Source organism: Actinomyces radicidentis (genome assembly GCF_001553565.1).
In the GTDB taxonomy this organism is placed as follows: domain Bacteria; phylum Actinomycetota; class Actinomycetes; order Actinomycetales; family Actinomycetaceae; genus Actinomyces; species Actinomyces radicidentis.
The window spans coordinates 2,511,402-2,533,747 of record NZ_CP014228.1 but is presented as its reverse complement, the minus strand read 5'-3'; the positions used below and the strand labels follow the sequence as shown (position 1 = coordinate 2,533,747).

Sequence of the window (22,346 nt, the reverse complement as noted above, 5' to 3'; positions counted from 1 at the left end):
CGGTCGATCGTCGCGCCGAGTTCGGTCGGACGCGACGTCACTCCCAGCCGGACAGGACGATCTTACCGAGCGTGCGACCGGCCTCGATCCGCTCGTGCGCCGCGCGCAGGGTCTCGGCGCTGATGGGGCGCACGCGCTCCTGGATGACGGGCCGCACGCGCCCGTCCTCGACGAGGTCGGCGAGGCGCTCGAGGATCGCGTGCTGCTCGGCGACGTCCGGCGTCCGGTGGACCGGGCGCGTGAACATGGACTCCCAGTGCCACGTGATCGCCTTGGACTTGAGGGCCTCGAGGTTGCCGGGGGCGACGTCGATGGCGACGATCTCGCCGAAGGGACGGACGATCCGCGCGAGGGTCTCGGCCATGTCATCGCTGTGGGAGGTGAAGACCCAGTCGACGCCGTCGGGCGCGAGGTCCAGGACCTGGGCCGCGAGGTCGCCGTGGTGGTCGACGACGTCCTCGGCGCCGAGCTCGCGCACCAGGGCGGCGCGCTCGTCGTCGGAGGCGGTGGCCATGACGCGGACGCCCGGCAGGAGGGCCTCGGCGAGCTGGAGGAGGACGACGCCGACGCCGCCGGTCGCGCCGATGACGAGGAGCGTGCCCTCGCTGGTCTCCGTGAGGCCGAGCCGGTCCATGACGGACTCCCAGGCGGTGAGCGTGGTCAGCGGCAGGGAGGAGGCCTCCTCCCAGGACAGGCCGGCCGGGCGGCGGCCGACGATCCGCTCGTCGACGAGCTGGAGCCGGGAGTTGGAGCCGTCACGGTCGACCTGGCCGGCGTAGGCGACCTCGTCGCCGACGGCGAAGAACGTCACCTCGCTTCCGACGGAGACGACGGTGCCCGCGGCGTCGAAGCCGAGGACGCGGAAGCCGCCCGAGGGCTGGGCGCGGCGGACCTTGGTGTCGATGGGGTTGACGGAGACGGCCTCGACGGCGACGACGAGGTCGTGCGGGCCGGGCTCGGGGAGCTCGATCTCGCGCTCGACCAGGCTCGCGGGGTCGGTGACGGGGAGGTTGTCGGTGTAGCCGATGGCGGTCGTCGTGCGCGTCATGGGGTCATCGTGGGCACGGCGGGCGCGGCGCCGCAAGAGGTTCCAGACTGGTGCTCCCCGCCATCGCTGAGTTCGGTCGATCCGCGCGCTGAGGTTGGTCCACCGCGCTGGGACGTACCCGGGCCCAGGCAACGCGCTCAGCGCGCCGCCGGGTCCTGCGCCTCGACCTTGAAGCGCCAGCACACGACCCGAGTGTCGTCGTCGATGACCGGCGGCTCAGCGCCCTGCTCGCGGAACCAGGCGGTCTCCTCGTCGCTGCGCCAGAAGCGCTCGTGGCCGGCCCTCCACTGCGCGACGCTCGTGTGCCCCTCGCCCTCGGCGACGGCGTGCTCGAGGGTGACGTCCCCGAGGCGGACGACGCGCGCCGCGGTGGTGCGGGTGACAGCGACGGCGCGCCCCTGGGAGTCGACGACGACCTCGCACGCGCCGACGTCATCGCCAGTCACCTCGTCCTCGAGCTCGAGCTCGGCGAGCAGGCCCGTCGTCGTGCGCTTCGCACCGGCGAGGATGGCGGAGACGAGTCGGTCCCGCAGCGGCCCTGGAAACGCGTAGAGCCCCTCGGGCAGGAGCTCCCAGCCATCCGGCAGCCACTCGGTGCCGACCTGGCGCTCACGCTGGGAGCGGAAGAGCGTCGTCGTCTCGTCGTAGAAGTCACAGGACTCCCCCACGCGCTCCATCCCGATCCGCTCGGCGACGGCCTGGGACGCGGCGTTGTCGGGGTGGGTCACGGCGACGACGTCGGTGACGCCGCGGGCGTGGACGGCGTCGAGGACGGCGCGCGCCGCCTCGGTGACGTAGCCGTGGCCGCAGTGCTCGGCGATCTGGCGCCACCCGATCTCGAGGACGGTCGGCTCGCCGCCGCCCGACGGCGGGATCGGCTTGACCATGATGAGAGCGACCGGCTCATCGGTGCCGGCGAGCTCGACGAGGCTGAAGCCCTGGACCGGGTGCTCCGCGAGACCGGTGAAGCGCTCGAGCTGAGCGGCGACGACGACGTCTCCCACCCGGCCGTCGGGCACCGCGGCGGAGGGGATGAAGCGGACGAGGTCCGGGTTGGCGTGCAGGCGGCGGAGGAAGCGGGCGTCGTCGGAGTCGACGGGGCCGGGGCGGAAGGGGCGCAGCCGGAGGCGCTCCGTCGTCAGCGGGATCATGCGGAGAGAATCTCACGGTGCCACCGATCCCGACCGACCTCAGCGCGCCGTACGACCGAACTCAGCATCGCGGGCGAGCAGGATGTCCCGATCTCGCGGTCAGGATGTCCCGATCTCGGCGAAAGGGGCGGCCCCGGCACCGTCAGTCGCCGGTGCCGGGGCCGCTATCGCGTTAGCGGTCGCTGGAGCCTGCTGAGGACGCGGGCTCAGTCGCCCAGCGCCGTGCCGACGGCGCGGGCCGCCTGGATCCACTCGTGGTCCTCGGGCACGTACTTCACCTTGCCGGCCACCTTCTTCAGCGGCACCAGCTCGGTGCCCTGGGCGCCGCGGTCGCCCACCATGACGCCGAACCTGCCGTCCGCGATCGCGGTCGCCCCGGCGACGCCGAGGCGGGTGCCGAGGAGCCGGTCGGCGGCGTTCGGGGTGCCGCCGCGCTGCACGTAACCGAGGATCGACACGCGCGCCTCGAGGCCGGTGCGCTCCTCGAGCTGGGAGGCCAGCGTGAAGGTGTTGGCGCGGTGGGACGCCTCGAGGCGCTTGACGCCGCGCTTGGCGGCGGCCTTGGCCTCGGGGCTGGAGGCGTCCTTGACGAGGGCCTCGGCGTGCTCGATCTCGAGGCGGTCGGCGGCGTTGAGGGCGCCCTCGGCGACGGCGACGACGGAGAAGGTGGAGCCGTGGGAGCGGCGCCGCTCGATCTTCTCGACGATGGCGTCCACGGAGTACGGGATCTCGGGCAGGAGGATGACGTCGGCGCCGCCGGCGATGCCCGCGCCGAGCGCGAGCCAGCCGGCGCGGTGGCCCATGATCTCCGTGAGGATGATGCGGTGGTGCGAGTGCGCGGTGGAGTGGAGGCGGTCGACGGCCTCGGTGGCGATCTCGAGGGCGGTCGAGAAGCCGAAGGAGGAGTCGGTCTCGACGATGTCGTTGTCGATGGTCTTGGGAAGGTGGACGACGTTGAGGCCGGCGTCCATGAGCCGGCGGGCGTTCTTCGCGGTACCGCCGCCGCCGAGGCAGACGAGGGCGTCGAGCTTGTCCTTCTCGTAGTTCTCGACGATGGTCGGGATCATGTCCCGCTCCTCGCCGTCGACGACCATGCGGTGGACCTTGTCGCGGCTGGTGCCGAGCATGGTGCCGCCGGTGGTGAGGATGCCGGACAGGGCGGTGGCGTCGAGCTCGGTGTAGCGGTTCTCGGCCAGCCCGCGCATGCCGTCGCGGAAGCCGATGAGCCTCCAGCCGTGCTCCTGGATCGCCGCCTTGCCGAAGCCGCGGATCGCGGCGTTGAGTCCAGGGGCGTCTCCGCCGGCGGTCAGGATCCCGATGCGCTTGGTAGCCATGCCCGCAGTATGCCGGTCTGCGCGTCATCTCACAGACTCGGGGCGCTCGCCTTCCGCTGGCCGGGACGGTCCTGCCGCCACGAGCCGGTACACTCGGCGGCTGGAGCAGCTCGACCGCCCGGCGCCCGCGCGCCCGTCGCACGGAATTCTCCGGGGCACCTGGGCGTTGAGCCGGTCGGTGACTCGTCGTCGCGGGACTCCCCGCAGGCCGACGACCACCGTGCAGACACGTCCCCCGAGGAAGGCAGCACATTGGCAGACCGCGCACTGCGGGGCATGACCATCGGCGCGAAGTCGATGGAGTCCGAGGACGGCGTCGAGTTCGCCGAGCGCCAGAACGTCACCTACGAGTGCCCGCTCGCCCACGTCACGGTCGTCCCCATGTCGATCGAGGCCGAGGTCCCCCAGACCTGGGAGTGCCCGGAGTGCGGCCACGTCGCCGCGATCAAGGGCGAGGAGGAGCCCGAGCCGGAGGAGCCCAAGAAGGCCCCCCGCACGCACTGGGACATGCTCCTGGAGCGCCGCGAGATGGACGACCTCAAGGTCCTCCTCGACGAGCGCCTCGAGCTCCTGCGCTCCGGCGAGATCTACCGCCAGCGCTTCTGAGCCGACGACGGCGCGCCCGCGCCACGGGCCGGCGCGCACCGCTCACCTGACGACGAGGGGACGCCGGCGCACCGGTTGGTGCGGCGGCGTCCCTGCGTTCTACGGCACCGCGCCGGGGCCGACGCCGGCGCCTCCCGGTAGGGCGAGCCGACGTCGGCGGGCGGTCCGTCTCAGTGCCCGCGGCGCTCCTCGCGCAGGCGCTTGATCTCCTCCAGGCCCTTGCGGCCGGCCTCGGCGAGCTGGCCGCCGCGCTTGGCGAGGCCCCAGCGGGTGACGAGGGCAAGCTCCTCGGTGAAGATCCCGCCGTCGAGCTTGGACTCGCCGGCCTCCCGCTCGATGAAGGTGATGGGCATCTCGACGATGCGGCCGCCGGCCTCGTCGACGATCTTGGTCATGTTGACCTGGAAGCCGTAACCGAGGGCCTCGACGTCGTCCAGGTCGATGCGGCGCAGGAGGTCGGCGCGGTAGACGCGGAAGCCGGCGGTGGAGTCCTTGACGCGCATGCCGAGCATCTCCGAGATGTAGAGGTTGCCGGCGCGGGACAGGGCGACGCGCTTGACGTCCCAGCCCGGCGTGGCGCCGCCGGAGACCCAGCGGGAGCCGATGACGAGGTCGGGGTGGTCAGCCATCTCGGCTCGCTGGACGAGGAGGGCGAGGTCCTCGGCGCGGTGGGAGCCGTCGGCGTCCATCTCGATGACGAGCTCGTAGTCGTTCTCCAGGGCCCAGGAGAAGCCGGCGAGGTAGGCGGGGCCGAGTCCGTTCTTCTCGGAGCGGTGCAGGACGTGGACCTGCTCGTCGGCCGCGGCGCGCTCGTCGGCGAGCTCGCCGGTGCCGTCCGGGGAGGAGTCGTCGACGACGAGGACGTGCGCGGTCGGGACGGCGGCGCGCACGCGGTCCAGGGCGCCAGGCAGGGACTCGATCTCGTTGTAGGTGGGGATGACGACGAGTGCCTTCACGGGGCTTCCTCTGCTGGGTCGGTGGTGCGGTCAGCGCCGACGGCGCGAGCCGCGGGCTCGGAACGCGCCCACGATACCCGCGAGGACCAGGGCGGCGGCCCCCGCCTCGAGGATGATTCCGGGCCACGGTCCGATCACGTCGGCGACGGTGCGCGAGGTGCGCAGGTCGACGTCGGCGACCAGCGAGGCCTGCGTGTAGGGCTCGGTCTCCTGCAGGACGGTGCCCTTGGGACTGATGATCGCGGTGATGCCGACGGTGGAGACCTGGACGACGCTACGGCCGTGGACGACGGCCTGGACGCGGCCCTGGGCGAGCTGCTGCGCGGCCTCGGAGGACCGTCCGAAGGAGGCGTTGTTGGTCGGGATGATGATGGCCTCGCCCCCACCGTCGACGCCGGAGCGCAGGGTGTCGTCGTAGGCGACCTCGAAGCAGATACCCATGGCGAGGGTGACGTCCTCGTCGCGGACGGCGGCGTGCACCGTGAGCGTCGTCGGTCCGGTTCCCGGGAGCATGTCCGTGCCGATGCGGTCCACCTGCGTCGTGATGCGCCGCAGCCAGGAGCGCAGGGGCACGTACTCGCCGAAGGGAACGGGGCGGTGCTTGCGGTAGTAGGCGCCGGCGCCCTGACCTGGGGTCCAGACCACCTCGTCGTTCCAGCGGACGCCGTCCGCGTAGGGGACGGCGCCGACGAGGACCGGGGCCCGGACGGCCTGGGCCGCCTGCTCGACGAGGAGCGCGGCGGCGGAGTCCGTGCGGGGGTCGCGGTCGGCGGCGTTCTCGGGCCACACGACCATGTCGAGGGTGCCGGCCCCGGTGGCCTCGGCGAGCTTCTCCGTGGCCTCGGCGTGGTTGGCGGTGACCTCGAGGGCCTTGGCGAAGGAAGAGTCGCCCTGGGCGACGTTCCCCTGGACGGCGCCGACGCGGATCGTCCCGTCCTGGGCGCCGGCGGCGATGGGCAGCGCGAGGGGCGCGAGGACGACGGCGCAGGCGGCGATGACGGCGGTCGGTGCTCCGACGAGGCCGTTGCCGCTGCGCACCTGCAGGACGGCCTCCGCCAGGCAGGCCGCGGCGAGGGCGACGAGGGCGGTCAGGCCGACGGAGCCGCCGTAGGCTGCGAAGGACAGGGCGGGGGCGTCGGCCATGGCGAAGGCGAGCCGTCCGAAGGGGAAGCCGCCCCAGGGCCAGGTCGAGCGCAGCTCCTCAACGCCGCACCACAGGACGGTGAAGCCGAGGACTCTGGCGACGGCGGGGCGCCGGCCGGTGCTGAGGGCGGGCAGGCGGCTCGCGAGGGCCCATCCCGCCCCGAGGGCGGCGAGGTAAAGGGACTCGACGACGGTCAGGGCGGCCCAGCCCAGCGGGTTGCCCATGGCGTCCGCCGTGAACTGCAGGAGGGGCGTGAACACGCCCGCGCCGAAGAGGAGGCCGAGGCCGGCGCCCGCCCAGCCGCTGCGCCGGGTGAGGACGAGCTCGAGGAGCGCGACGCCGAGGACGGCGGCCCACCAGGCGCCCACGGGTGGGAAGGCGGTGGAGACGGCGAGGCCGGCGCCGGTCACGAGGAGCGCGAGGAGGAGACGGCGTCCGCGGGAGCGGGCGCTCAGGGGCGCGGACACCGCGCCCCTGCCGGAGCGTGCGCCTCCCCCGCGGCCCCTGCGAGCGGTTCCGGCGCCGGTGCGGCGCGCGCCGCCGCTGCCGCCGGTGCTCGTCCGCGCGCCGCGCGGCGAGCGCGCGGCGACCTTCCCGCGCTGCGCGGGCCGCGCCTGGTGCACCCCTCCCCGGGCCGGGGCGCGGGAGCGCGAGGTGCCGGCCATGGTCAGTCGGACAGGCGATGGAACAGGGCGACGCCGCCGGCGAGGACGAGGCCGATCGCGGTGCCGATGACGCAGGCGGCGCCGGTCCCGGCGATCCAGGAGAGCGCGCCGTTCTCACTGAGCTCCTCGGCCCACGCGATGGCGTGGTGGAGCGGCTCGAAGCCGAGCTTCGCGAGGTTGGTGGCGAGGATGTGCCCGCCGACCCAGAGCATGGCGACCGTGCCGATGACCCCGATGACGGTGAAGATCCCGGGCGCGGAGCGCACGATCCCGCGGCCGAGCGAGCGGGCGCCGCTGGTTCGCCCGCGCTCCGCCAGGCGGATGCCGAGGTCGTCGAGCTTGATGAGGGCGCCGACCAGCCCGTAGACGGCGAAGGTGAGGAGGAAGGCGATGATGACGAGGATGATGACGCGCCGCAGCGAGGACTCCCCCGACACCTCGGCGAGCGCGAGCAGCATGATCTCGGTGGAGAGGACGAAGTCGGTGCGCACGGCGGCGCTGACGGTCGAGGCCTCGTCCTGCGGGGCCCGCGCCTCCTCGACGTGCTCCTCGCCGCCGGTGAGCCGTTCGAGGATCTTCTCGCCGCCCTCGAAGCAGAGGTAGGAGCCGCCGACGACGAGGGCGACCGGGAGCAGGGCGGGGGCGACGGCGGAGAGGATGAGCGCGACCGGCAGGATGATGAGCAGCTTGTTGCGCAAGGACCCGAGCGTGATCTTCTTGATGATCGGGATCTCGCGGTCCGGCGTGATGCCGGTGACGTACTGGGGCGTCGCGGCGACGTCGTCGACGGCGGCGGCCGAGACCTTCGCGGAGGTCTTGACGGCCATGCCGGCGGTGTCGTCGAGCGTCGACATCGTCAGCTTGGCGAGCGTGGCGATGTCGTCGAGGAGGGCGAAGAAGCCGGACATGCGTTCCTGGGGGTCGGATCCGTGCGGTCGGAGGGGACGGGCCGCGTGAGCGACGATAGCGGTCCCTGTGGCCGCGTCCGGCGGGCCGCGCCGCTTGGGACGGAACCCGCCCGACGGGAGGCGCCGTCGACCTGCCACCGCCGGTCACGGCCGCGCCGTCGCTCAGACGGCGGACCAGGCGACGACGCCGCGGCTCACGCCCATGACGCCCTCCGCCGCCGTCATCGACAGCCGGGTCAGCTCGCGCGCGGTCTCGGCGTCGGCGTCCCGGGCGGGCGTGATCGTGGCGAGCTGGCCGAGGACGTCGAGGAGCTGCTTGCACCAGCGCACGAAGTCGCCGGCCGTGAGCTCGGTGGCGTCGAGGACCTCGGCGAGCTCGGCTCCCTCGCACCAGGCCTGGACAGCGCCGGCGAGCGCGGGCTCGGCGCCGCGGGTCGGCTCGATGCGGGCCAGGGACTCGAGGTCGTTGATGCGCCGCGACAGGCTCAGCTCCTCGCGCAGGACGGCGCCGAGGCGCGAGCCCGGTGAGACGGGCAGACCGATGGACTGCGCGGTGAGGCGCGGCTCGTAGACGCAGCCCGAGACGGCGCCGGCGAGCTCCTCCGGGCCCAGGCCGGACCAGGTCCCCCGGCGCAGGCACTCGGCGACGAGGAGGTCGCGCTCGGCGTAGACGCGGGCGAGGACGCGCCCGGCGTCGGTGACGCGCAGCTCGCGCTCGGGGTACCCGCGGTCGACGGGCTCGAGGTAGCCGAGCTCGAGGAGGACCTGGCAGACGGCGTCGAACTGGCGGGCGATGGTGCCGGTGCGCGTCTCGATGCGCGCGGTGAGGCGCTCGACCTCGGCGGCCGCCTTGGCCCACTTGCGGCCGGTGCGGGCGTGCTCCTCCCGGTCGGGGCAGGCGTGGCAGGGGTGGGAGCGCATCTCGTGGCGAAGCGCCTCGACGCGCTCCGCGGCGGTGAGCGCGGGCTCGGTCCTGTCGGCCGCCCCCTCGATCGGCTTGCCGCCGCGGGTGCGGCGCCGCTGCCGGGTGGCGGAGCCGTCGAGGTCCCCGGAGCGGATGGCGTCGATGAGCCGGCCGACGAGGCGGTCGCGGTCCTTGGGGCGGCGCACGTCCACGCTCCCGACCACCCGCATCGAGCCGACGCGCATGACGCCGTCGGGGGCGGTGTCCGGGGTGAGGGTGAGGACGCGGGAGTCCTCGCCGAGGACCGTGAGGGCGGGCGTGCCCTGGCGGTCCTCCCCCACGGACAGGACCACGCCGTGCTTCTGGCGCCGGCCCTTGCGGTAGACGACGACGTCGCCGCGGTGCAGGCCCGTCATCTCCCGGCTGGCCGTGGCGCGGCGGGCCTCGCGCTTCTCGCGGGAGAGGTCCGCCTCCGCGTCGGTGATGCGCTGGCGGAGCAGCGCGTACTCCCGGAAGTCTCCCAGGCGGCAGCTCATCTGCTCCTCGAGACCGGCGAGCGAGCGGCGCTTGCGGCGGGCCTCCGCGGCCAGCTCGACGACGCCGCGGTCGGCCTGGTACTGGGCGAAGGAGGACTCGAGGACCTCTCGGGCGCGCGCCCGGCTCGTGCGCCCCAGGAGGTTGACGGCCATGTTGTAGGTGGGGCGGAAGGCGGACACAAGCGGGTAGGTGCGCCGGGAGGCGAGGGAGGAGACGAAGGCTGGCTCGACGTCGTCGGCGGCGAGGACGACGGCGTGGCCCTCGACGTCGATGCCGCGGCGGCCGGCGCGGCCGGTGAGCTGGGTGTACTCCCCCGGCGTGAGAGTGACGTGCGCGGAGCCGTTCCACTTGCGCAAGGACTCGAGCACGACGGTGCGGGCCGGCATGTTGATGCCGAGCGCAAGGGTCTCCGTCGCGTAGACGACCTTGACGAGGCCCGCGGAGAAGAGCTCCTCGACGGTCTCCTTGAAGACGGGCAGGAGGCCGGCGTGGTGGGCGGCGACGCCGCGCTCGAGGGCGTGGGCCCAGGAACGGAAGCCGAGGACGCCGAGGTCGCCGGCGGGGATCTCCGCGGTGCGGCGGTCGATGACCTCGCGGATGCGCCGCGACTCCTCCTCGGTGGTGAGGTCGACGCCGGACTCGACGGCCTGGCGGACGGCCTGCTCGCAGCCGTTGCGGGAGAAGACGAAGACGATCGCCGGCAGGAGGCGGGCATCCTCCAGGGCGTGGATGACGGTGCCGCGCGAGGGCGGGCGCAGTCGGGCGGTGCGGGCGCCGTCGGCCCCGCGGCGCGGTGCGCGCCCGCGCCCGGAGGCGCCGCGCTTCCAGGGCTGGCGGTGACCGCCCCCGCCCTGGGAGGCGCGCGAGGTCTTCGAGGGGCCGGACTCCCCCGCCGCCGCGCGACGTGCGTTGCGCACGGCCTTGAGCAGGTCGGGGTTGAGGGGCGGCTGCGCGGCGAGCTGCTTCTCGGAGTCGGCGTCCTCGATGGCGACGGGGACCGAGTGGACGTCGAGGAGGAGTCGCCCCACCATCATGTGCTGGGTGAGAGGCACGGGCCGGTGCTCGGAGACGACGACGGCGGTGCGGCCGCGCACGTGCCCGAGCCAGTCGCCGAACTCCTCGGCGTTGGAGACGGTCGCGGACAGGGAGACCACCTGGACCTCGGGGGCGAGGTGGATGATGACCTCCTCCCAGACGGGTCCGCGGAAGCGGTCGGCGAGGTAGTGGACCTCGTCCATGACGACGAAGCCGAGTCGCTCGAGGTCACGGGAGCCCGAGTAGAGCATGTTGCGCAGCACCTCGGTCGTCATGACGATGACGTCGGCGTGCGGGTTGACGGAGGTGTCGCCGGTGAGGAGCCCGACTCTCTCCGCGCCGTGCCGGGCGACGAGGTCGAGGTACTTCTGGTTGGACAGGGCCTTGATGGGCGTCGTGTAGAAGGCCTTGAGCCCCTTGGCCAGGGCCAGGTGCACGGCGAACTCGCCGACGATGGTCTTGCCGGCGCCGGTGGGGGCGGCGACGAGGACGCCCTCGCCGCGCTCGAGGGCCTCGCACCCGGCCACCTGGAAGTCGTCGAGGGGGAAGTCGAACTGCGTGGCGAAGCGCGCCAGCTCGGTCCGGGAGGCGGCCTGCCGACGTCGTGCGGCCGCGAAGCGTTCTGCGGGCGAGCTCATGGCGCCACCCTACGTGCGAGGCGGTCGGGGCTCCCGGCAGCGGCCGGGTGCTGCGCGCACAGCGCAAGCGGCTCAGCCCTCCGGCGGCGTCGACGGTCGGCACCGGACCGTTGCCAGACGCCGGCGTCGAGGCCGCCCGGGAGCCCTCAGCGCCCTGGGCGCGCCTGGGCCAGGAGACCCAGGGCCCCGGGCACGGCCTCGAGGTGCAGGGGCAGGTCCGCCAGGGGCTCGCCGTCAGCCATCGGCAGTGGCGGGCGGCGCCAGCGCCCGGGCGAGGGCGTGAGGGCCTCGATGGTGGCCCAGCGGCTGCGCCAGCAGGTGACGCCCTCGTGCTCGAGGTGTCGGCCTCGGGCGAGGCGGACCAGGTGGGGGCCGAGCCCGAGCGGGCCGACGGGGTCGAGGCGCAGCAGCTCGAGCTGCCCGTCGACGGCGCTGGCCGTCGGCGCGATGCGGATGCCGCCGCCGATGCAGGAGGTGTTGGCGGCGACCATGAGGAGCGCGGGCCCCTCCCAGGTGCCGGCCTCGGTGGTGACGCGGTAGCCGTACGGGCGCACGCGCCGCGCCTCATGGGCGATGGCGCGCAGGTAGCGGGCCTCGCCGCGCGGCCAGGAGGTCGCGTTCGCACGGGCGTTGACGGCGGCGTCGAGCCCGGCGGAGACGACGGCGAGGGCCCAGGCGTCCTCGGTCCCGACGGAGGGGAGCCCGGCGAAGCGCGGGCCGGCGGGGCGGGTCATGCGGATGGCGTCGACGGCGCCGGGCCGGCGGCCGTCACGCAGGTCGGCCAGCTCGCCCAGGAGGAGCCGGGTCGCGGCCTCGGGGTCGCGGTACGGGATGCCGAGGTGGCGGGCGGCGTCGTTGCCCGTGCCGTTGGGGACGATCCCGAGGGGCGTGGCGGTGCTGGCGACGGCGCCCACGCCCAGGTGGACCATGCCGTCGCCGCCGACGACGACGAGGGCGTCGGGCCGATCGCCCCCGGGGCGCTCATGGACGAGGCGGCGGGCGGCGCGCCCGGCCTCGGCGCCGCTGGTGGAGCGGATGTCGAGGACGCGGTGCCCGGCGTCCTCGAGGGCGCTGACGACGGCGGCGGAGGCGGTGGCGCGGTGCCCGCGGCGGGCGGTCGGGTTGCCGAGGACGGCGACGGTGAGGGGGCGGCTCATGGAGGCGCGGGCGTGCCTGGGCTCGTGGTCGGCGCGGTGGTACCGCTCAGGCCTGCGGCTCGGCCGGAGGGAGCTCGCCCGTCGTCGCGCCGGGCTGCTCGGCCGCCGGCAGCGCGGGGGCGGCCTGGGTCTGCGGGGTCGAGGCGGGCAGCGCGGAGACGCCCGTCGGCTTCGGGGTGCTGAGGGCGGCGTCGAGCTCGGCGTCGAGCCTGGCCCTCTTCTTCTCCTGGCGCTTGTCGTGCCTGATGGAGAGCCAGCAGGCCCCGAAGTAGAGGCCGCAGATCGGCAGGGCCATGAGGATCATCGACCAGGGGTCGGGCAGGGGGTTCGCCACGGCCATGAAGGCGAAGATGAAGACGACGGCCCAGCGCCAGCCCTTGAGCATCGTCCTGCCCTTGAGGATGCCGAGCTGGTTGAGGGCGACGAGGAGCTCCGGCAGGAGGAAGGCGATGCCGAAGACGAGCAGCAGCCTCATGACGAAGGAGAAGTAGTACGAGTACTGCAGGAGGCCGGAGGTGGTCGTCGGCAGGAAGACCATGAGGATGAGGACCGCGTGCGGCATGATGAGGATGCCGAGGGCGACGCCGCTGGCGAAGAGCAGGACGCTCGCGATGCCGTATCCCCAGGCGTAGCGCTTCTCCTTGCGCGTCATGCCCGGAGCCATGTAGGCCCACAGCTGGTAGATCCAGATCGGCGAGGTGCCGAGGAGGCCGAGCCACAGGGACACCCTCAGGCGGAGGTCGAAGGCCCCGGTGAGCGTGTCGAAGTTGAGGTTGACCGTCCTCCCCGTGGCCCTCACGGCCTCGAGCGGCGACTGGAGCAGGTTGATGGCCTGGGTGGAGAAGAAGTAGCCGACGACCGCGCCCACGAGGATCGCGCCGACGGCGATCAGGAGACGGTTGCGCAGCTCGCGGAGGTGGTCGCCGATCGACATGACCCCCTCGGGGTTCGTCTTCCGGTTGGCCTTCGAGACCTTGGGCATGTGCGGCATGCCGTCTCCTCCTTCGCCGGGTGCTCGTCAGTGCTCACGACGGCACGGGCGCGCCCTGGCGCACCCGTGCCGACTCGTGGACATGGTCCAGGTGGCCGGTTCTCGGACCGGTCACCGGGTCCGGTTCAGCTGGCGGGCGTCGTGGGGTCCGTCGGGTACTGCTGCTGCGGCTGCTGGTTCTGGACCGGGGCGGTCTGACCCTGCTGCGTCGGCTGGGTGTAGTAGGTGCCCTGCTGCGGCTGCTGGATCTGCTGCGGCGGGACGGCGGAGGCGCCGGTGGAGGGCTGGTCCTCCTCGCGGAGCTCCTTGACCTCCTTCTTGAAGACCTTCATCGACTGGCCGAGGCTGCCGGCGATCTCGGGGAGCTTGTTGGCGCCGAAGATGAGGAGGATGAGGATGAGCAGCACGATCCAGTGCCAGGGCTTCACGGCTCCCATGAGGATGTCCTACTTCCGTGTAGACGTTGGTTCGGTTCGGAACGCATCGAGTCTAGCGGCAGGTCAGGAGGGGTCCAGACCACGGGCTCACGTGTTCACCCGTTGGCGTATGGGACGCCTCACTCGGCGGCGTCGTCCGCTCCCCGACGGGGACCTCGGTCCGCGGTCCCGGCGGCGTCGGACTCCTCGGTGCCGTAGGCGCGCAGCGCCTCCCGGGCGCGGCGGGCGACCTCGGCGGCGAGGCCGGGCGGCTCGACGGCGAGGAGGTGCCGGCCGGCTGAGAGCGCGAGGCCGACGAGCCAGGTGCGGTCGCGACCGGTGACGGTGACCCGGGCCGTGCCGTCCTCGTGCTGCTGGACGGCGTCGCAGGGGACCTGCTCGGCGAGCCAGCGGCCGCCCGGGGCGAGCAGCAGCGTGGCGGTCTCTGGGCCGGCTGCCTCCTCGGTCTCGGTGCGCGAGCCGCGCCGGACGCGGTGGGCGGTGGCCCGCTCGCCGGTGAGGGCGGCGGAGCGGACGCGATCGAGGCGGAAGGTGCGCTCCCCCTTGGCGCTCAGGCACCAGGCCCGCAGCCACAGGTGGGAGCCGTCGCTGCTGAGGCGGACGGGATCGACGTCGCGCTCGGAGGGGGTGTCCGTGGCGGACACGTAGGAGAGGTGGAGGCGTCGCCGACCGGTGAGAGCCTCGCGGACGACGGCGAGGACCTCCTCGTCGACGGGCGCGGCGGAGGACTCCTCCCTGAGGGCGCCGCCGAGGAGCCCGGTGAGGACCTCCTCGCAGGAAGCGAGGGCGGCGGAGGCATCGGCGTCGGCGCCGAGGAGGCCGCGCAGGACGCGCAGCGAGAGGAGGAGCGAGGAGGCCTCCTCGCGGGAGAGCCTCACGGGCCGCTCGAGCCCGAGCGGGAGCGTGAGACTGAGACGGCCCTCCTCGAGGGCGTCGGCGGAGAAGTCGACGAGGTCCCCCGGCATGCCGCCGGGCAGACCGGAGACCCACAGGGTGGAGACGTCCGCCTCGATGGTCTCGGCGGGGACGCCGAAGTGGGCGGCGGCCTCGGCGAGGATGGCGCCGTCGTGCTCGGCGACCCAGGCGGGCAGGGCGAGGAGCCGGACGAGGCGGTCGGTGGAGCTGGGGCGGGCCATGTCAGTCCTCCTCCGTGCCGGTGCCGCCGGCAGCGAGGGCGGCGGCGCCGCGCAGGTGGGCGAGGACGTCCTCGCGCAGGGACGCGGGCGCCAGGACGACGACGCCGTCGGCGAGGGAGGCGAGCGAGCCGGCGAAGCCGAAGGGGTCGGAGTAGGTGACCTCGAGGACGTCCCAGTCCCCCGACGGGACGGGGGCGGCCGCCACGGGGAGCGCCTCGGGGTGCCGCGCCCGCTGTCGCAGGCCGAGGCCCCGGCCGGGCGCGAGGGCGAGCACGGCGACGCGCTCGGTGACGCGGGAGCGGGTCGGCGGGGCGAAGGCCCCCGCCTCGCCGAGAGGCTCGATCGATCCGGAGATGCGGGCGAGGCGGAAGGTGCGGGGCTCGCCGCGGTCGACGTCGAGGGCGTCGAGGTACCAGGCGCCCTCGGCGAGGCGCAGGGCGTGGGGCTCGACCGTGCGGCGGCGCGTCGTGGCGCTCCAGGCGGTCGTGTAGTCGAAGGCGACGCGGCGGCGGTCGTGCACGGCGGCGACGAGGACGTCGGGGATCTCCTGACCGGACAGGTCGACGGAGAGGTCGGGGAGGACACCGGGCTCGGCGTCGTCGTCGGTGACGGCGCGAAGCTTGGTGAGGGCGTGGCGGGCGGTCGTCGGCAGAGTGCCGTCGCGCCAGGCGGAGGCGGCGAGGTCGAGCGCGGCGGACTGGGCGCCCGTGAGGGTCACCTCGGGGAGGGCGTAGTCCTCCTCGTCGACGCGGTAGCGGGTGCCGGACGGGGTCTCGAGGGCGACGAGAGGGACGCCGAGGCGGCGCAGGGTCTCCTTGTCCCGCTCGAACATGCGGCGGGCCGAGTCGGTGACGGCGCCGGGGGCGACCTCGTAGCCGTGGACTCCGGTGAGGATCTCGTCGAGGTCGAGTCCCGCGGCGGTGTTGCGCAGGGCAAGGAGCAGGTTGACCTGGCGCTCCTCGGCGGGCACGGCGGACGGGGTCTTCACGTCGCACAGCGTAGGGGGTCGCGGCGGTGTGCGCGCCGAGGAGTCGAACACGCGTTCGTCACGCCCGACAGCCGCGCCCTGGCGCCCTTGCGCTCCAGCGTCCCTGCGGCCGGGCGCCGAGACCCCGCGGTGCGCGCCGCGCGCCGCTCCCGGGCGGGGGACGGGGCGAGCGCCCCGGATAGGGTGACCTCCATGATGTGGCGCGACGGCGAGGTGCTGGCCCTACGACGGTCCTGGGGGCCGGAGGGGCGCCGCTGCGCCGAGCTCGCCGTCCGCCTCTCGGCGGCGCCCGAGGGCGCCGGCTCTCTCCTGCCCGGAGAGGAGCGCCGTGCCGTCGCCTACGAGCAGGTCACCGGCCTGCCCGAGCCAGGCGAGCGCGTGCGCCTCGAGGTCTCCGCCCTGGACCGCGCGCTCGGCACCGGAGGGCACGCCATGGTGAGCGCCCGGCTCGACGTGCTTCCGGTGGACGGTCCGCGCGAGGGCCACCTCGTCAAGGCCCGCTACATGCCGGACCAGGTCATGATCACCGGCGTCGACGAGCAGGGCACGGAGCACCACGAGCTCCTCAGCGCGCCGGTGAGCGAGCTCGGGCTCGACGGCGCCCCCGTCGTCGTCGCGGACCTCCACTCGAGCCTGCCGGCGGTCCTCGCGGGACTGCGCTCCCCCAGTACGAGCACCATCCCTCGCGCAATGGACGGCGCGCACGGGACGACGCCTCCGCGTGTCGCCTACGTCATGACCGACGGTGGAGCGCTCCCCCTCGCCTACTCCCGTGCCGTCGCCTCCCTCACCGGGGCCGGGTGGCTCGACGGCACCGTCACGGCCGGCCAGGCCTGGGGCGGCGACCTCGAGGCCGTGAGCCTTCACAACGCCCTCCTCGCTGCGGTCCACGTCATGCACGCCGAGGTCGTCGTCGTCATCCAGGGCCCGGGCAACCTCGGCACGGACACGCCCTGGGGCTTCTCCGGCGTCGCCTGCGGCGAGGCCGTCGACGCCGTCGCGACCCTCGGCGGCCGCCCCGTCGCCTGCCTGCGGGTCTCCGACGCCGACCCGCGCGAGCGGCACCGCGGCGTCTCGCACCACTCGCTCACCGCCTACGGCCGGGTCGCGCGGGCCGCCGCCGACGTCGTCGTGCCGGCCCTGCCGGGCGCCTTCGGGCAGCGCGTGCGCGCCGAGGCCGCCCCGCTCGGGCAGGCGCGCCCCGGCGCTGTGCCCCACCGGCTCGTCGAGGTCGGCACCGAGGGCCTCCTCGGGGCGCTGATCGCCATGGAGGAGGCCACAGGCGTCCGTCTGTCCACGATGGGCCGCGGTCTGGAGGAGGACGAGTCCGCCTTCCTCGCCGCGGCGGCAGCCGGTCGCCACGCCGCCGACCTGCTCGCCCACAGCGCGGGCACGCCGGCCGCGGTCCGGTGAGGCCGTCATGACCCGCAGCCAGGACCGCGCACCGGTCACCGCGCGCGACCTGGAGGCCCGCGCCTACGCCACCGACTGGCGGCGGCGGTGCGCCCTCCTCGGGCCGGCCGCCTCGAAGTGGGCCGTCCCCGCCGTCGACGTCGTCATCGGCGTTCTCGTCCTCCTCGTCGCGCTGGTCGACTCCAGCCTCATCACCCGGTTCGGACCTCACTGGGCCTACGTCGCCGACGTCGTCCTCACGGTTGTCATCGGACTCGCCCAGGTCCTGCGGAGACGTGCGGTCCGCCTGTCGATGGCCGTCACCGCGACAGCGCTCGCCGCCTGCGGGCTCCTCATCGCCGTCTCCCCCGTCACGCTGGGTCTGTCCCCCGTGTCCCTGGTCGCGCTCCTCGCCGTCCACGCCGTCATCCGCTGGGACGGCGGCCCGCGCTGGTCTCTGGCAGCCCTCGTCCTCGCGGTCGTCGGCAGCCTCGCGAACCCGGTGGTCCTGCACCGCTTCTCACCCGCGTTCGCGGCGCGACCGGGCTCCGCGGCGATCGACGGGTCGGGCGGCGTGCTCATCACGGTCGTGCTCGCCGACGCGGTCTGCCTGCTCGCCGTCGCGCTCACCGCGCTCGATGCCTCGACGCGGCGGCGGCGCCTCGAGGACAGGTACCGGGAGCTCGACGCCGAGCGCGAGGGCGCGCGTGAGGCCGCCGCCGCCGAGGAGCGCCTCCTCCTGGCGCGAGAGCTCCACGACCTGCTCGGCCACTCCCTCACCGCCATCAAGGTCCAGGCGGCCACGGGGCTCGCGGTCGGGGGCGAGGCGAACGAGGCCAGGGCCTTGGGCCTCATCGAGTCGACCGCCGACTCCTCCCTGCGCGAGGTGCGAGAGCTCGTCCGCCTTCTGCGCGGAGTGGGCGACGTGGAGCCGAGGGCGAGCCTCGCCGCCCTGCGCACCGCCGTCGACGGCGCGCGTGAGGCCGGTCTCCGTCTCGACGCCGCGCTGCCGGGCGACGACGAGCTGGCGCGGGCCGACGCGGAGTGGACTCGCACGCAGCGCCTCGCCGTCCTCCGCGCCGTCCAGGAGGCGCTCGCGAACGCCCTGCGCCACGGCGACGGATCCGCCCGTCTGCGCGTCACGATCGACGCCGGTCGATGCGCCGTCGAGGTCGTCAACCCGCTCCCCGAGGACGGCCCCCGCCCCTCGCCCGGATCCGGCACGGGCCTCGACGGGCTGCGTGAGCGCATGCGGCTCGTCGGCGGCTCGCTCGAGGCCGGCGCCCGTGACGAGGCCGGCAGCCGCGTCTTCGCGCTCACCGCCACCGTGCCCGTGAGCACAGCCCCCTCGATCCACGCTGAGCCCCGGCCGGGAGCCCCTGCTCCCGCCGGCCCCTCCCCGTCCACCCCTGACAAGGACGCCCGATGATCGACGCCGCCCCCACGCACCCGCAGCACCCCGTGCGCATCCTCCTCGTCGACGACCAGGATCTGCTCCGCAGCGCCTTCCAGATGCTCCTGGACTCCCAGGAGGACCTCGAGGTCGTCGCCACGGCGGCCGACGGCGCCGCGGCCCTCGCGGCCATGCGATCCCGCCCGGGCGGGATCGACCTCGTCCTCCTCGACATCCGCATGCCCGTCCTCGACGGCCTCGGTGTCCTTCGGGAGGTCCGCCGTGACCCGGCGCTCGCGGGAGCACCCGTCCTCGTCCTCACCACCTTCGACGACGAGGACCTCATCCTCGGCGCCCTGCGCTCCGGCGCGCGCGGCTTCCTCCTCAAGGACGCGAGCCCCGCCGTCCTCCACCAGGCCGCGCGCACGGTGGCCGCGGGCGGCTCCTGGCTCGACCCGGCCATCACCGGCACAGTGCTCGCCCACCTCGGCGACGACGCCGCACCCGCTGATCCCGGCACGGCGGCAGCCGGGGCCCCGGAGCGCCCCGAGACCGCGAGCGCACCGGCCGACGTCCCGCGGGCGCCGGCCGCACCCGCCACGGCGCCGTCGACCGCCACCGCGACCGCCCTCCACGAGCCCCTCACGTGCCGCGAGAGCGACGTCCTCGCCCTCGTGTGCGAGGGGCTGTCCAACCTCGAGATCGGCGAGCGCCCCTTCCTGGCGGAGTCCACGGTGAAGACTCACGTCAAGGCGGTCCTGGGGAAGACGGGCTGCCGCAACCGCGTCGAGCTCATCGTCCACGCCTACCGCACGGGGCTCGTCACCGTGTGAGCGCCGGCCCGGGACCGTGCCCGGCCCCTGCCGGGTCGGGCGCCCCACCGCCGTCGGCGCGCGCCGTCTCCCCCTCAGGGGGGAGGCCGGCCGCCGAGACCGCCCGCGAGCGCGGTCCCCACGGGGGATCCGCGGCCCGCCGACGCCGACGACGCTGGAGCCATGACGACAGCACCGTCCCCCACCGTCCCCGCCGGCCTCGCCCTGCGCGGCGTCACCTGCTCCTACGGCCGCCAGCGTGTCCTCGACGGCCTCGACCTCACCGCGCGGCCGGGCCGCGTCTACGCGCTCCTGGGTCCCAACGGCGCCGGGAAGTCCACGACCCTGTCCGTGGCCCTCGGGCTGCTGCGCGCGGACTCGGGCAGCGTGGAGGTCCTCGGGCGCCCGTGGAGCCGGGAGGCCCTGCGGCACGTGGGCGCCTCCATCAACGGCCCCGCCCTCTTCCCGCAGCTCTCCGCCCGCGGGAACCTCCTGGTCCACTGCCGCCTGACCGGCACCGACCCGGCGGTCATCGACCCCGTGCTCGCCGCGGTGGGCCTGGCCGGGACGGGTCGCAAGCGCGCCAGGGGCTTCTCCACCGGGATGCGGATGCGCCTCGCCCTCGCGATGGCGCTGCTGACGGACCCGGAGGTCCTCATCCTCGACGAGCCGCAGAACGGGCTGGACCCGCAGGGCATCATCGAGCTGCGCGACCTGCTGCGTTCCCTCGCCCGCGCCGGGCGCACCGTGATCGTCTCCAGCCACCAGCTCGGGGAGATGGCCCGCATGGCCGACGACGTCGGCGTCCTCGTGGGCGGTCGTCTCGTCTACGAGGGCCCGCTGGACGGGCTGGCGGACCGGACCAGCTCGACGAGCCTCGAGGACGCCTACCTCGCCCTCGTCACCGGCCGCACCGCCGCGAGCACGACGGAGGCCCTCCGATGAGTACCACGACCACCACCCTCGACGCACCGGCCGCCGTCGGCGCCGCTCGCGTCCGCCGCCCGTCCGTGCTGCGCGCCGAGCTGCTGCGTCAGCACCGCACCTTCACCTGGGGCGCGAGCCTCGTGGGTCTGGCCGTGGCCCTGTTCTACGTGCGCCTCGCCGCCTCCGCGACCAGTCAGGGCCTCGCCTCGGCGCAGGGCCGTTGGGACGGCAACGTCCTGGGCTGGCTCTCCTTCTACCCCTTCGCAGTGCTCGTCCCGCTCGGGGCCCTCACGGGGGCGCTCGCCGAGTATCGCGAGTGCCGCTGCCGTCAGGGCGGCACCGCCTGGCGCGACGTGAGCGGACGCCGCGTCGTGCTCGCCCGTCTCAGCGTTCTCGCGCTCGGCGCCCTCGCCTGCCAGGTGGCCGTGTTCGGCCCGGCCGTGTTGCAGTCGCTGCTCACCGGGCAGGGCTGGGGCCCCGTCGGCACGTGGAGCACGCTCGTGGTCCTGCTCGCCCTCGCGCAGGCCGCCTCCGCCTCGTGGGGCCTTCTCGCGGCCAGGCTCCTGCGGGGCGCGGCCCTGGGCGTCGCGCCGGTGCTCGGCTTCGTGTGGTCCGCGGTCGGCGCGGTGCGCGCCGAGAGCCCGTCGTGGGCGGTCGAGCCGTGGACGTGGACCGTCCGCAGCCTCCTGCCGCTCATGGGCGTGCACGGCAACTCGGTCAACCTCGAGCCGGGCGCCGCGGCCTGGGGCTTCCCCGTGTGGCCGGCCTTCCCTCTCACCCTCCTCCTCGGGGCCCTCGCGGTGCTGGCGCTCCTGGCGCTCGAGCGTCCGGGACGGACGGCCCTGCTCGCGCGCCGCAGCCCCGTCGGCGGGTCCCGCCGGTCGGCTTCCCGAGGCGTCGCCGCACCGTCGGAGACGTCCGCGTCCGTCGGCGATGTCTTCGGTCCCGACCGCGCCGAGCCCAGCAGCGCCACCGTCCGGCCCGCGAGCAGCGCCGTCGGCGCGCCGTCGCCCCACGGGGCTGTCTGGTCCCTCGACGCTGCCGGGCTCCGACGCCGCCCGGCGACGGCGCGCGCCCTGGCACCGGCCCTGCCCTGGGGCACCTGGGCGGCCCTGTCCGTCCTCCTCCTCGCCGCCGTCGCCGTCGTCCACGTCGTGTACTCGCCGGCACGGGCCACTGACGTCCTCGCGCTCCTCGGCGTGCCGGTCGCCGGAGCGGCCGTCGGGACGATGGCGTGGCGCGCCGTCGCCGAGCCGTGGCGCCTCCTGGTGACCCGCCGCTCCCCGGGCCGCCTCGTGACCGCGCTCGTCTCCGTGCCAGCCGCCGTTCTCGGCGCCGTCCTCGTGGTCGTGGGCGTCGTCGCCGCCGTCGGCGCCCCGGTCGTCACGGGAGGCTCCGGTTCCCCGCTCTACGCGGTGCTGACCGCCCCCTTCGTGGCGGCGATGGTCGTGGCCGTCACGATGGCGGTGGCGCAGCGCCTCGGGCTGGGCGCGGCGATCGCGCTCACGGTGTTCGGGGTCCTCGACTCACTCGTCGTGGCGGGCAACGAGGCCCTCTCCGGGGCGCTGTGGCGCTGGGCGCCGTGGGGCTGGTCGGCCGTCGCCGCCTCCCACCCGGGGACGTGGACGGAGGTCGTCCTGCTCAGCGTCCTCGTCACGGTCGTGGCGCTCCTGGTCCTCCGGTCGGGATGGCGCCGAGCGGCTCGCGCGGGGGCCGAGTGATCGCCGATCACGTGTGGGGCCGGCACCCCGCCGCGCACGGCGCGGCGTCCCGCGGAAGGCGCGCCGAGTCGCGCGTGAGGGACCATCCAGCGGGAAGCCGGGTGGCGCCACGGGCGCGCCCGCTAGCCTTGGGCCCATGAAGACCTTCGAGGACCTTTTCTCCGAGCTCAGCACCAAGGCCGCGGAGCGCCCCGCCGGCTCCGGCACCGTCGAGGAGCTCGACAAGGGCGTTCACTTCATCGGCAAGAAGCTCGTCGAGGAGGCGGCCGAGTCCTGGATGGCCTGCGAGCACGAGTCCGACGCCGCCGCCTGCGAGGAGATCAGCCAGCTGCTCTACCACGCCCAGGTCATGATGATCGCCAAGGGCTACAGCCTCGAGGACGTCTACAAGTACCTGTGAGCGCCGGGCCCGCGCCCCGCTCCCCCAGCACCTGCTGGGACCCCAGCACCCGTCAGCCCCACCCGC

Annotated in this window: 19 protein-coding genes; 7 read left to right on the top strand and 12 right to left on the bottom strand. The window is 74.6% G+C overall.

What is annotated here, in order from left to right; translation table 11 throughout:
* Nucleotides 1–37: 37 nt before the first annotated feature.
* The 3 genes from AXF14_RS10735 to AXF14_RS10725 form a co-directional block, all read right to left on the bottom strand.
* Nucleotides 38–1,048 carry a zinc-binding alcohol dehydrogenase family protein gene (locus AXF14_RS10735; RefSeq protein WP_067943124.1) on the bottom strand — a complete coding sequence of 337 codons (1,011 nt, stop codon included), beginning with the start codon at nt 1,046–1,048 and terminating at the stop codon, nt 38–40.
* Between the two features lie 137 nt (nt 1,049–1,185).
* A complete protein-coding gene (locus AXF14_RS13355; RefSeq protein ID WP_084355526.1) occupies nt 1,186–2,199 on the bottom strand; it encodes a GNAT family N-acetyltransferase in 1,014 nt (337 codons plus the stop codon).
* Between the two features lie 206 nt (nt 2,200–2,405).
* Complete coding sequence (locus tag AXF14_RS10725; RefSeq protein ID WP_067943122.1) at nt 2,406–3,533, bottom strand: 6-phosphofructokinase; 1,128 nt, start codon at nt 3,531–3,533, stop codon at nt 2,406–2,408.
* A 252-nt stretch (nt 3,534–3,785) separates the two neighbouring features.
* Between AXF14_RS10725 and AXF14_RS10720 the strand changes: the two genes are divergently transcribed.
* Entirely contained in the window at nt 3,786–4,139 is a 354-nt protein-coding gene (locus AXF14_RS10720; protein ID WP_067943120.1) for an RNA polymerase-binding protein RbpA, read from the top strand.
* Between the two features lie 170 nt (nt 4,140–4,309).
* Here AXF14_RS10720 and AXF14_RS10715 read toward each other — a convergent pair whose 3' ends face one another.
* The 9 genes from AXF14_RS10715 to AXF14_RS10675 all read right to left on the bottom strand — a co-directional run bounded on the left by AXF14_RS10715 (nt 4,310) and on the right by AXF14_RS10675 (nt 15,635).
* The gene (locus tag AXF14_RS10715) at nt 4,310–5,095 is read right to left on the bottom strand and encodes a polyprenol monophosphomannose synthase (RefSeq protein WP_067943118.1); all 786 of its coding nucleotides are present in this window, start codon (nt 5,093–5,095) and stop codon (nt 4,310–4,312) included.
* Between the two features lie 30 nt (nt 5,096–5,125).
* Nucleotides 5,126–6,706 carry an apolipoprotein N-acyltransferase gene (gene lnt, locus AXF14_RS10710; RefSeq protein ID WP_236755593.1) on the bottom strand — a complete coding sequence of 527 codons (1,581 nt, stop codon included), beginning with the start codon at nt 6,704–6,706 and terminating at the stop codon, nt 5,126–5,128.
* 200 nt (nt 6,707–6,906) lie between these two features.
* The gene (locus tag AXF14_RS10705) at nt 6,907–7,812 is read right to left on the bottom strand and encodes a DUF808 domain-containing protein (protein WP_067943116.1); all 906 of its coding nucleotides are present in this window, start codon (nt 7,810–7,812) and stop codon (nt 6,907–6,909) included.
* Nucleotides 7,813–7,974: 162 nt separating this feature from the next.
* Complete coding sequence (locus AXF14_RS10700; protein ID WP_067943113.1) at nt 7,975–10,926, bottom strand: DEAD/DEAH box helicase; 2,952 nt, start codon at nt 10,924–10,926, stop codon at nt 7,975–7,977.
* A gap of 146 nt (nt 10,927–11,072) precedes the next feature.
* A complete protein-coding gene (locus tag AXF14_RS10695; RefSeq protein WP_067943111.1) occupies nt 11,073–12,083 on the bottom strand; it encodes a diacylglycerol/lipid kinase family protein in 1,011 nt (336 codons plus the stop codon).
* A gap of 46 nt (nt 12,084–12,129) precedes the next feature.
* Nucleotides 12,130–13,074, bottom strand: a complete 945-nt coding sequence (tatC, locus tag AXF14_RS10690; protein ID WP_084355524.1) for a twin-arginine translocase subunit TatC — start codon at nt 13,072–13,074, stop codon at nt 12,130–12,132.
* Between the two features lie 125 nt (nt 13,075–13,199).
* Nucleotides 13,200–13,511 (bottom strand): Sec-independent protein translocase subunit TatA, encoded by a 312-nt coding sequence (gene tatA / locus AXF14_RS10685; RefSeq protein ID WP_067943109.1) that lies wholly within the window; start codon nt 13,509–13,511, stop codon nt 13,200–13,202.
* A 119-nt stretch (nt 13,512–13,630) separates the two neighbouring features.
* Nucleotides 13,631–14,647, bottom strand: a complete 1,017-nt coding sequence (locus AXF14_RS10680; protein WP_084355523.1) for a helix-turn-helix transcriptional regulator — start codon at nt 14,645–14,647, stop codon at nt 13,631–13,633.
* 1 nt (nt 14,648) lies between these two features.
* Nucleotides 14,649–15,635, bottom strand: coding sequence for a helix-turn-helix transcriptional regulator (locus tag AXF14_RS10675; RefSeq protein ID WP_067943108.1), 987 nt, complete (start codon nt 15,633–15,635; stop codon nt 14,649–14,651).
* 192 nt (nt 15,636–15,827) lie between these two features.
* Between AXF14_RS10675 and AXF14_RS10670 the strand changes: the two genes are divergently transcribed.
* The 6 genes from AXF14_RS10670 (at nt 15,828) to AXF14_RS10645 (ending at nt 22,280) form a co-directional block, all read left to right on the top strand.
* Entirely contained in the window at nt 15,828–17,048 is a 1,221-nt protein-coding gene (locus AXF14_RS10670) for a DUF3866 family protein (RefSeq protein WP_067943106.1), read from the top strand.
* A gap of 7 nt (nt 17,049–17,055) precedes the next feature.
* A complete protein-coding gene (locus AXF14_RS10665) occupies nt 17,056–18,456 on the top strand; it encodes a sensor histidine kinase (protein ID WP_067943105.1) in 1,401 nt (466 codons plus the stop codon).
* Nucleotides 18,453–19,253 carry a response regulator gene (locus AXF14_RS10660; RefSeq protein WP_067943103.1) on the top strand — a complete coding sequence of 267 codons (801 nt, stop codon included), beginning with the start codon at nt 18,453–18,455 and terminating at the stop codon, nt 19,251–19,253. Before AXF14_RS10665 ends, AXF14_RS10660 begins: the two co-directional genes overlap by 4 nt.
* Before the next feature lie 162 nt (nt 19,254–19,415).
* The gene (locus tag AXF14_RS10655) at nt 19,416–20,177 is read left to right on the top strand and encodes an ABC transporter ATP-binding protein (protein WP_067943102.1); all 762 of its coding nucleotides are present in this window, start codon (nt 19,416–19,418) and stop codon (nt 20,175–20,177) included.
* Nucleotides 20,174–21,880 (top strand): ABC-2 family transporter permease, encoded by a 1,707-nt coding sequence (locus AXF14_RS10650; RefSeq protein WP_067943100.1) that lies wholly within the window; start codon nt 20,174–20,176, stop codon nt 21,878–21,880. Before AXF14_RS10655 ends, AXF14_RS10650 begins: the two co-directional genes overlap by 4 nt.
* A gap of 136 nt (nt 21,881–22,016) precedes the next feature.
* Nucleotides 22,017–22,280 (top strand): phosphoribosyl-ATP diphosphatase, encoded by a 264-nt coding sequence (locus AXF14_RS10645; RefSeq protein ID WP_067943099.1) that lies wholly within the window; start codon nt 22,017–22,019, stop codon nt 22,278–22,280.
* The last annotated feature ends 66 nt before the right edge of the window (nt 22,281–22,346 follow it).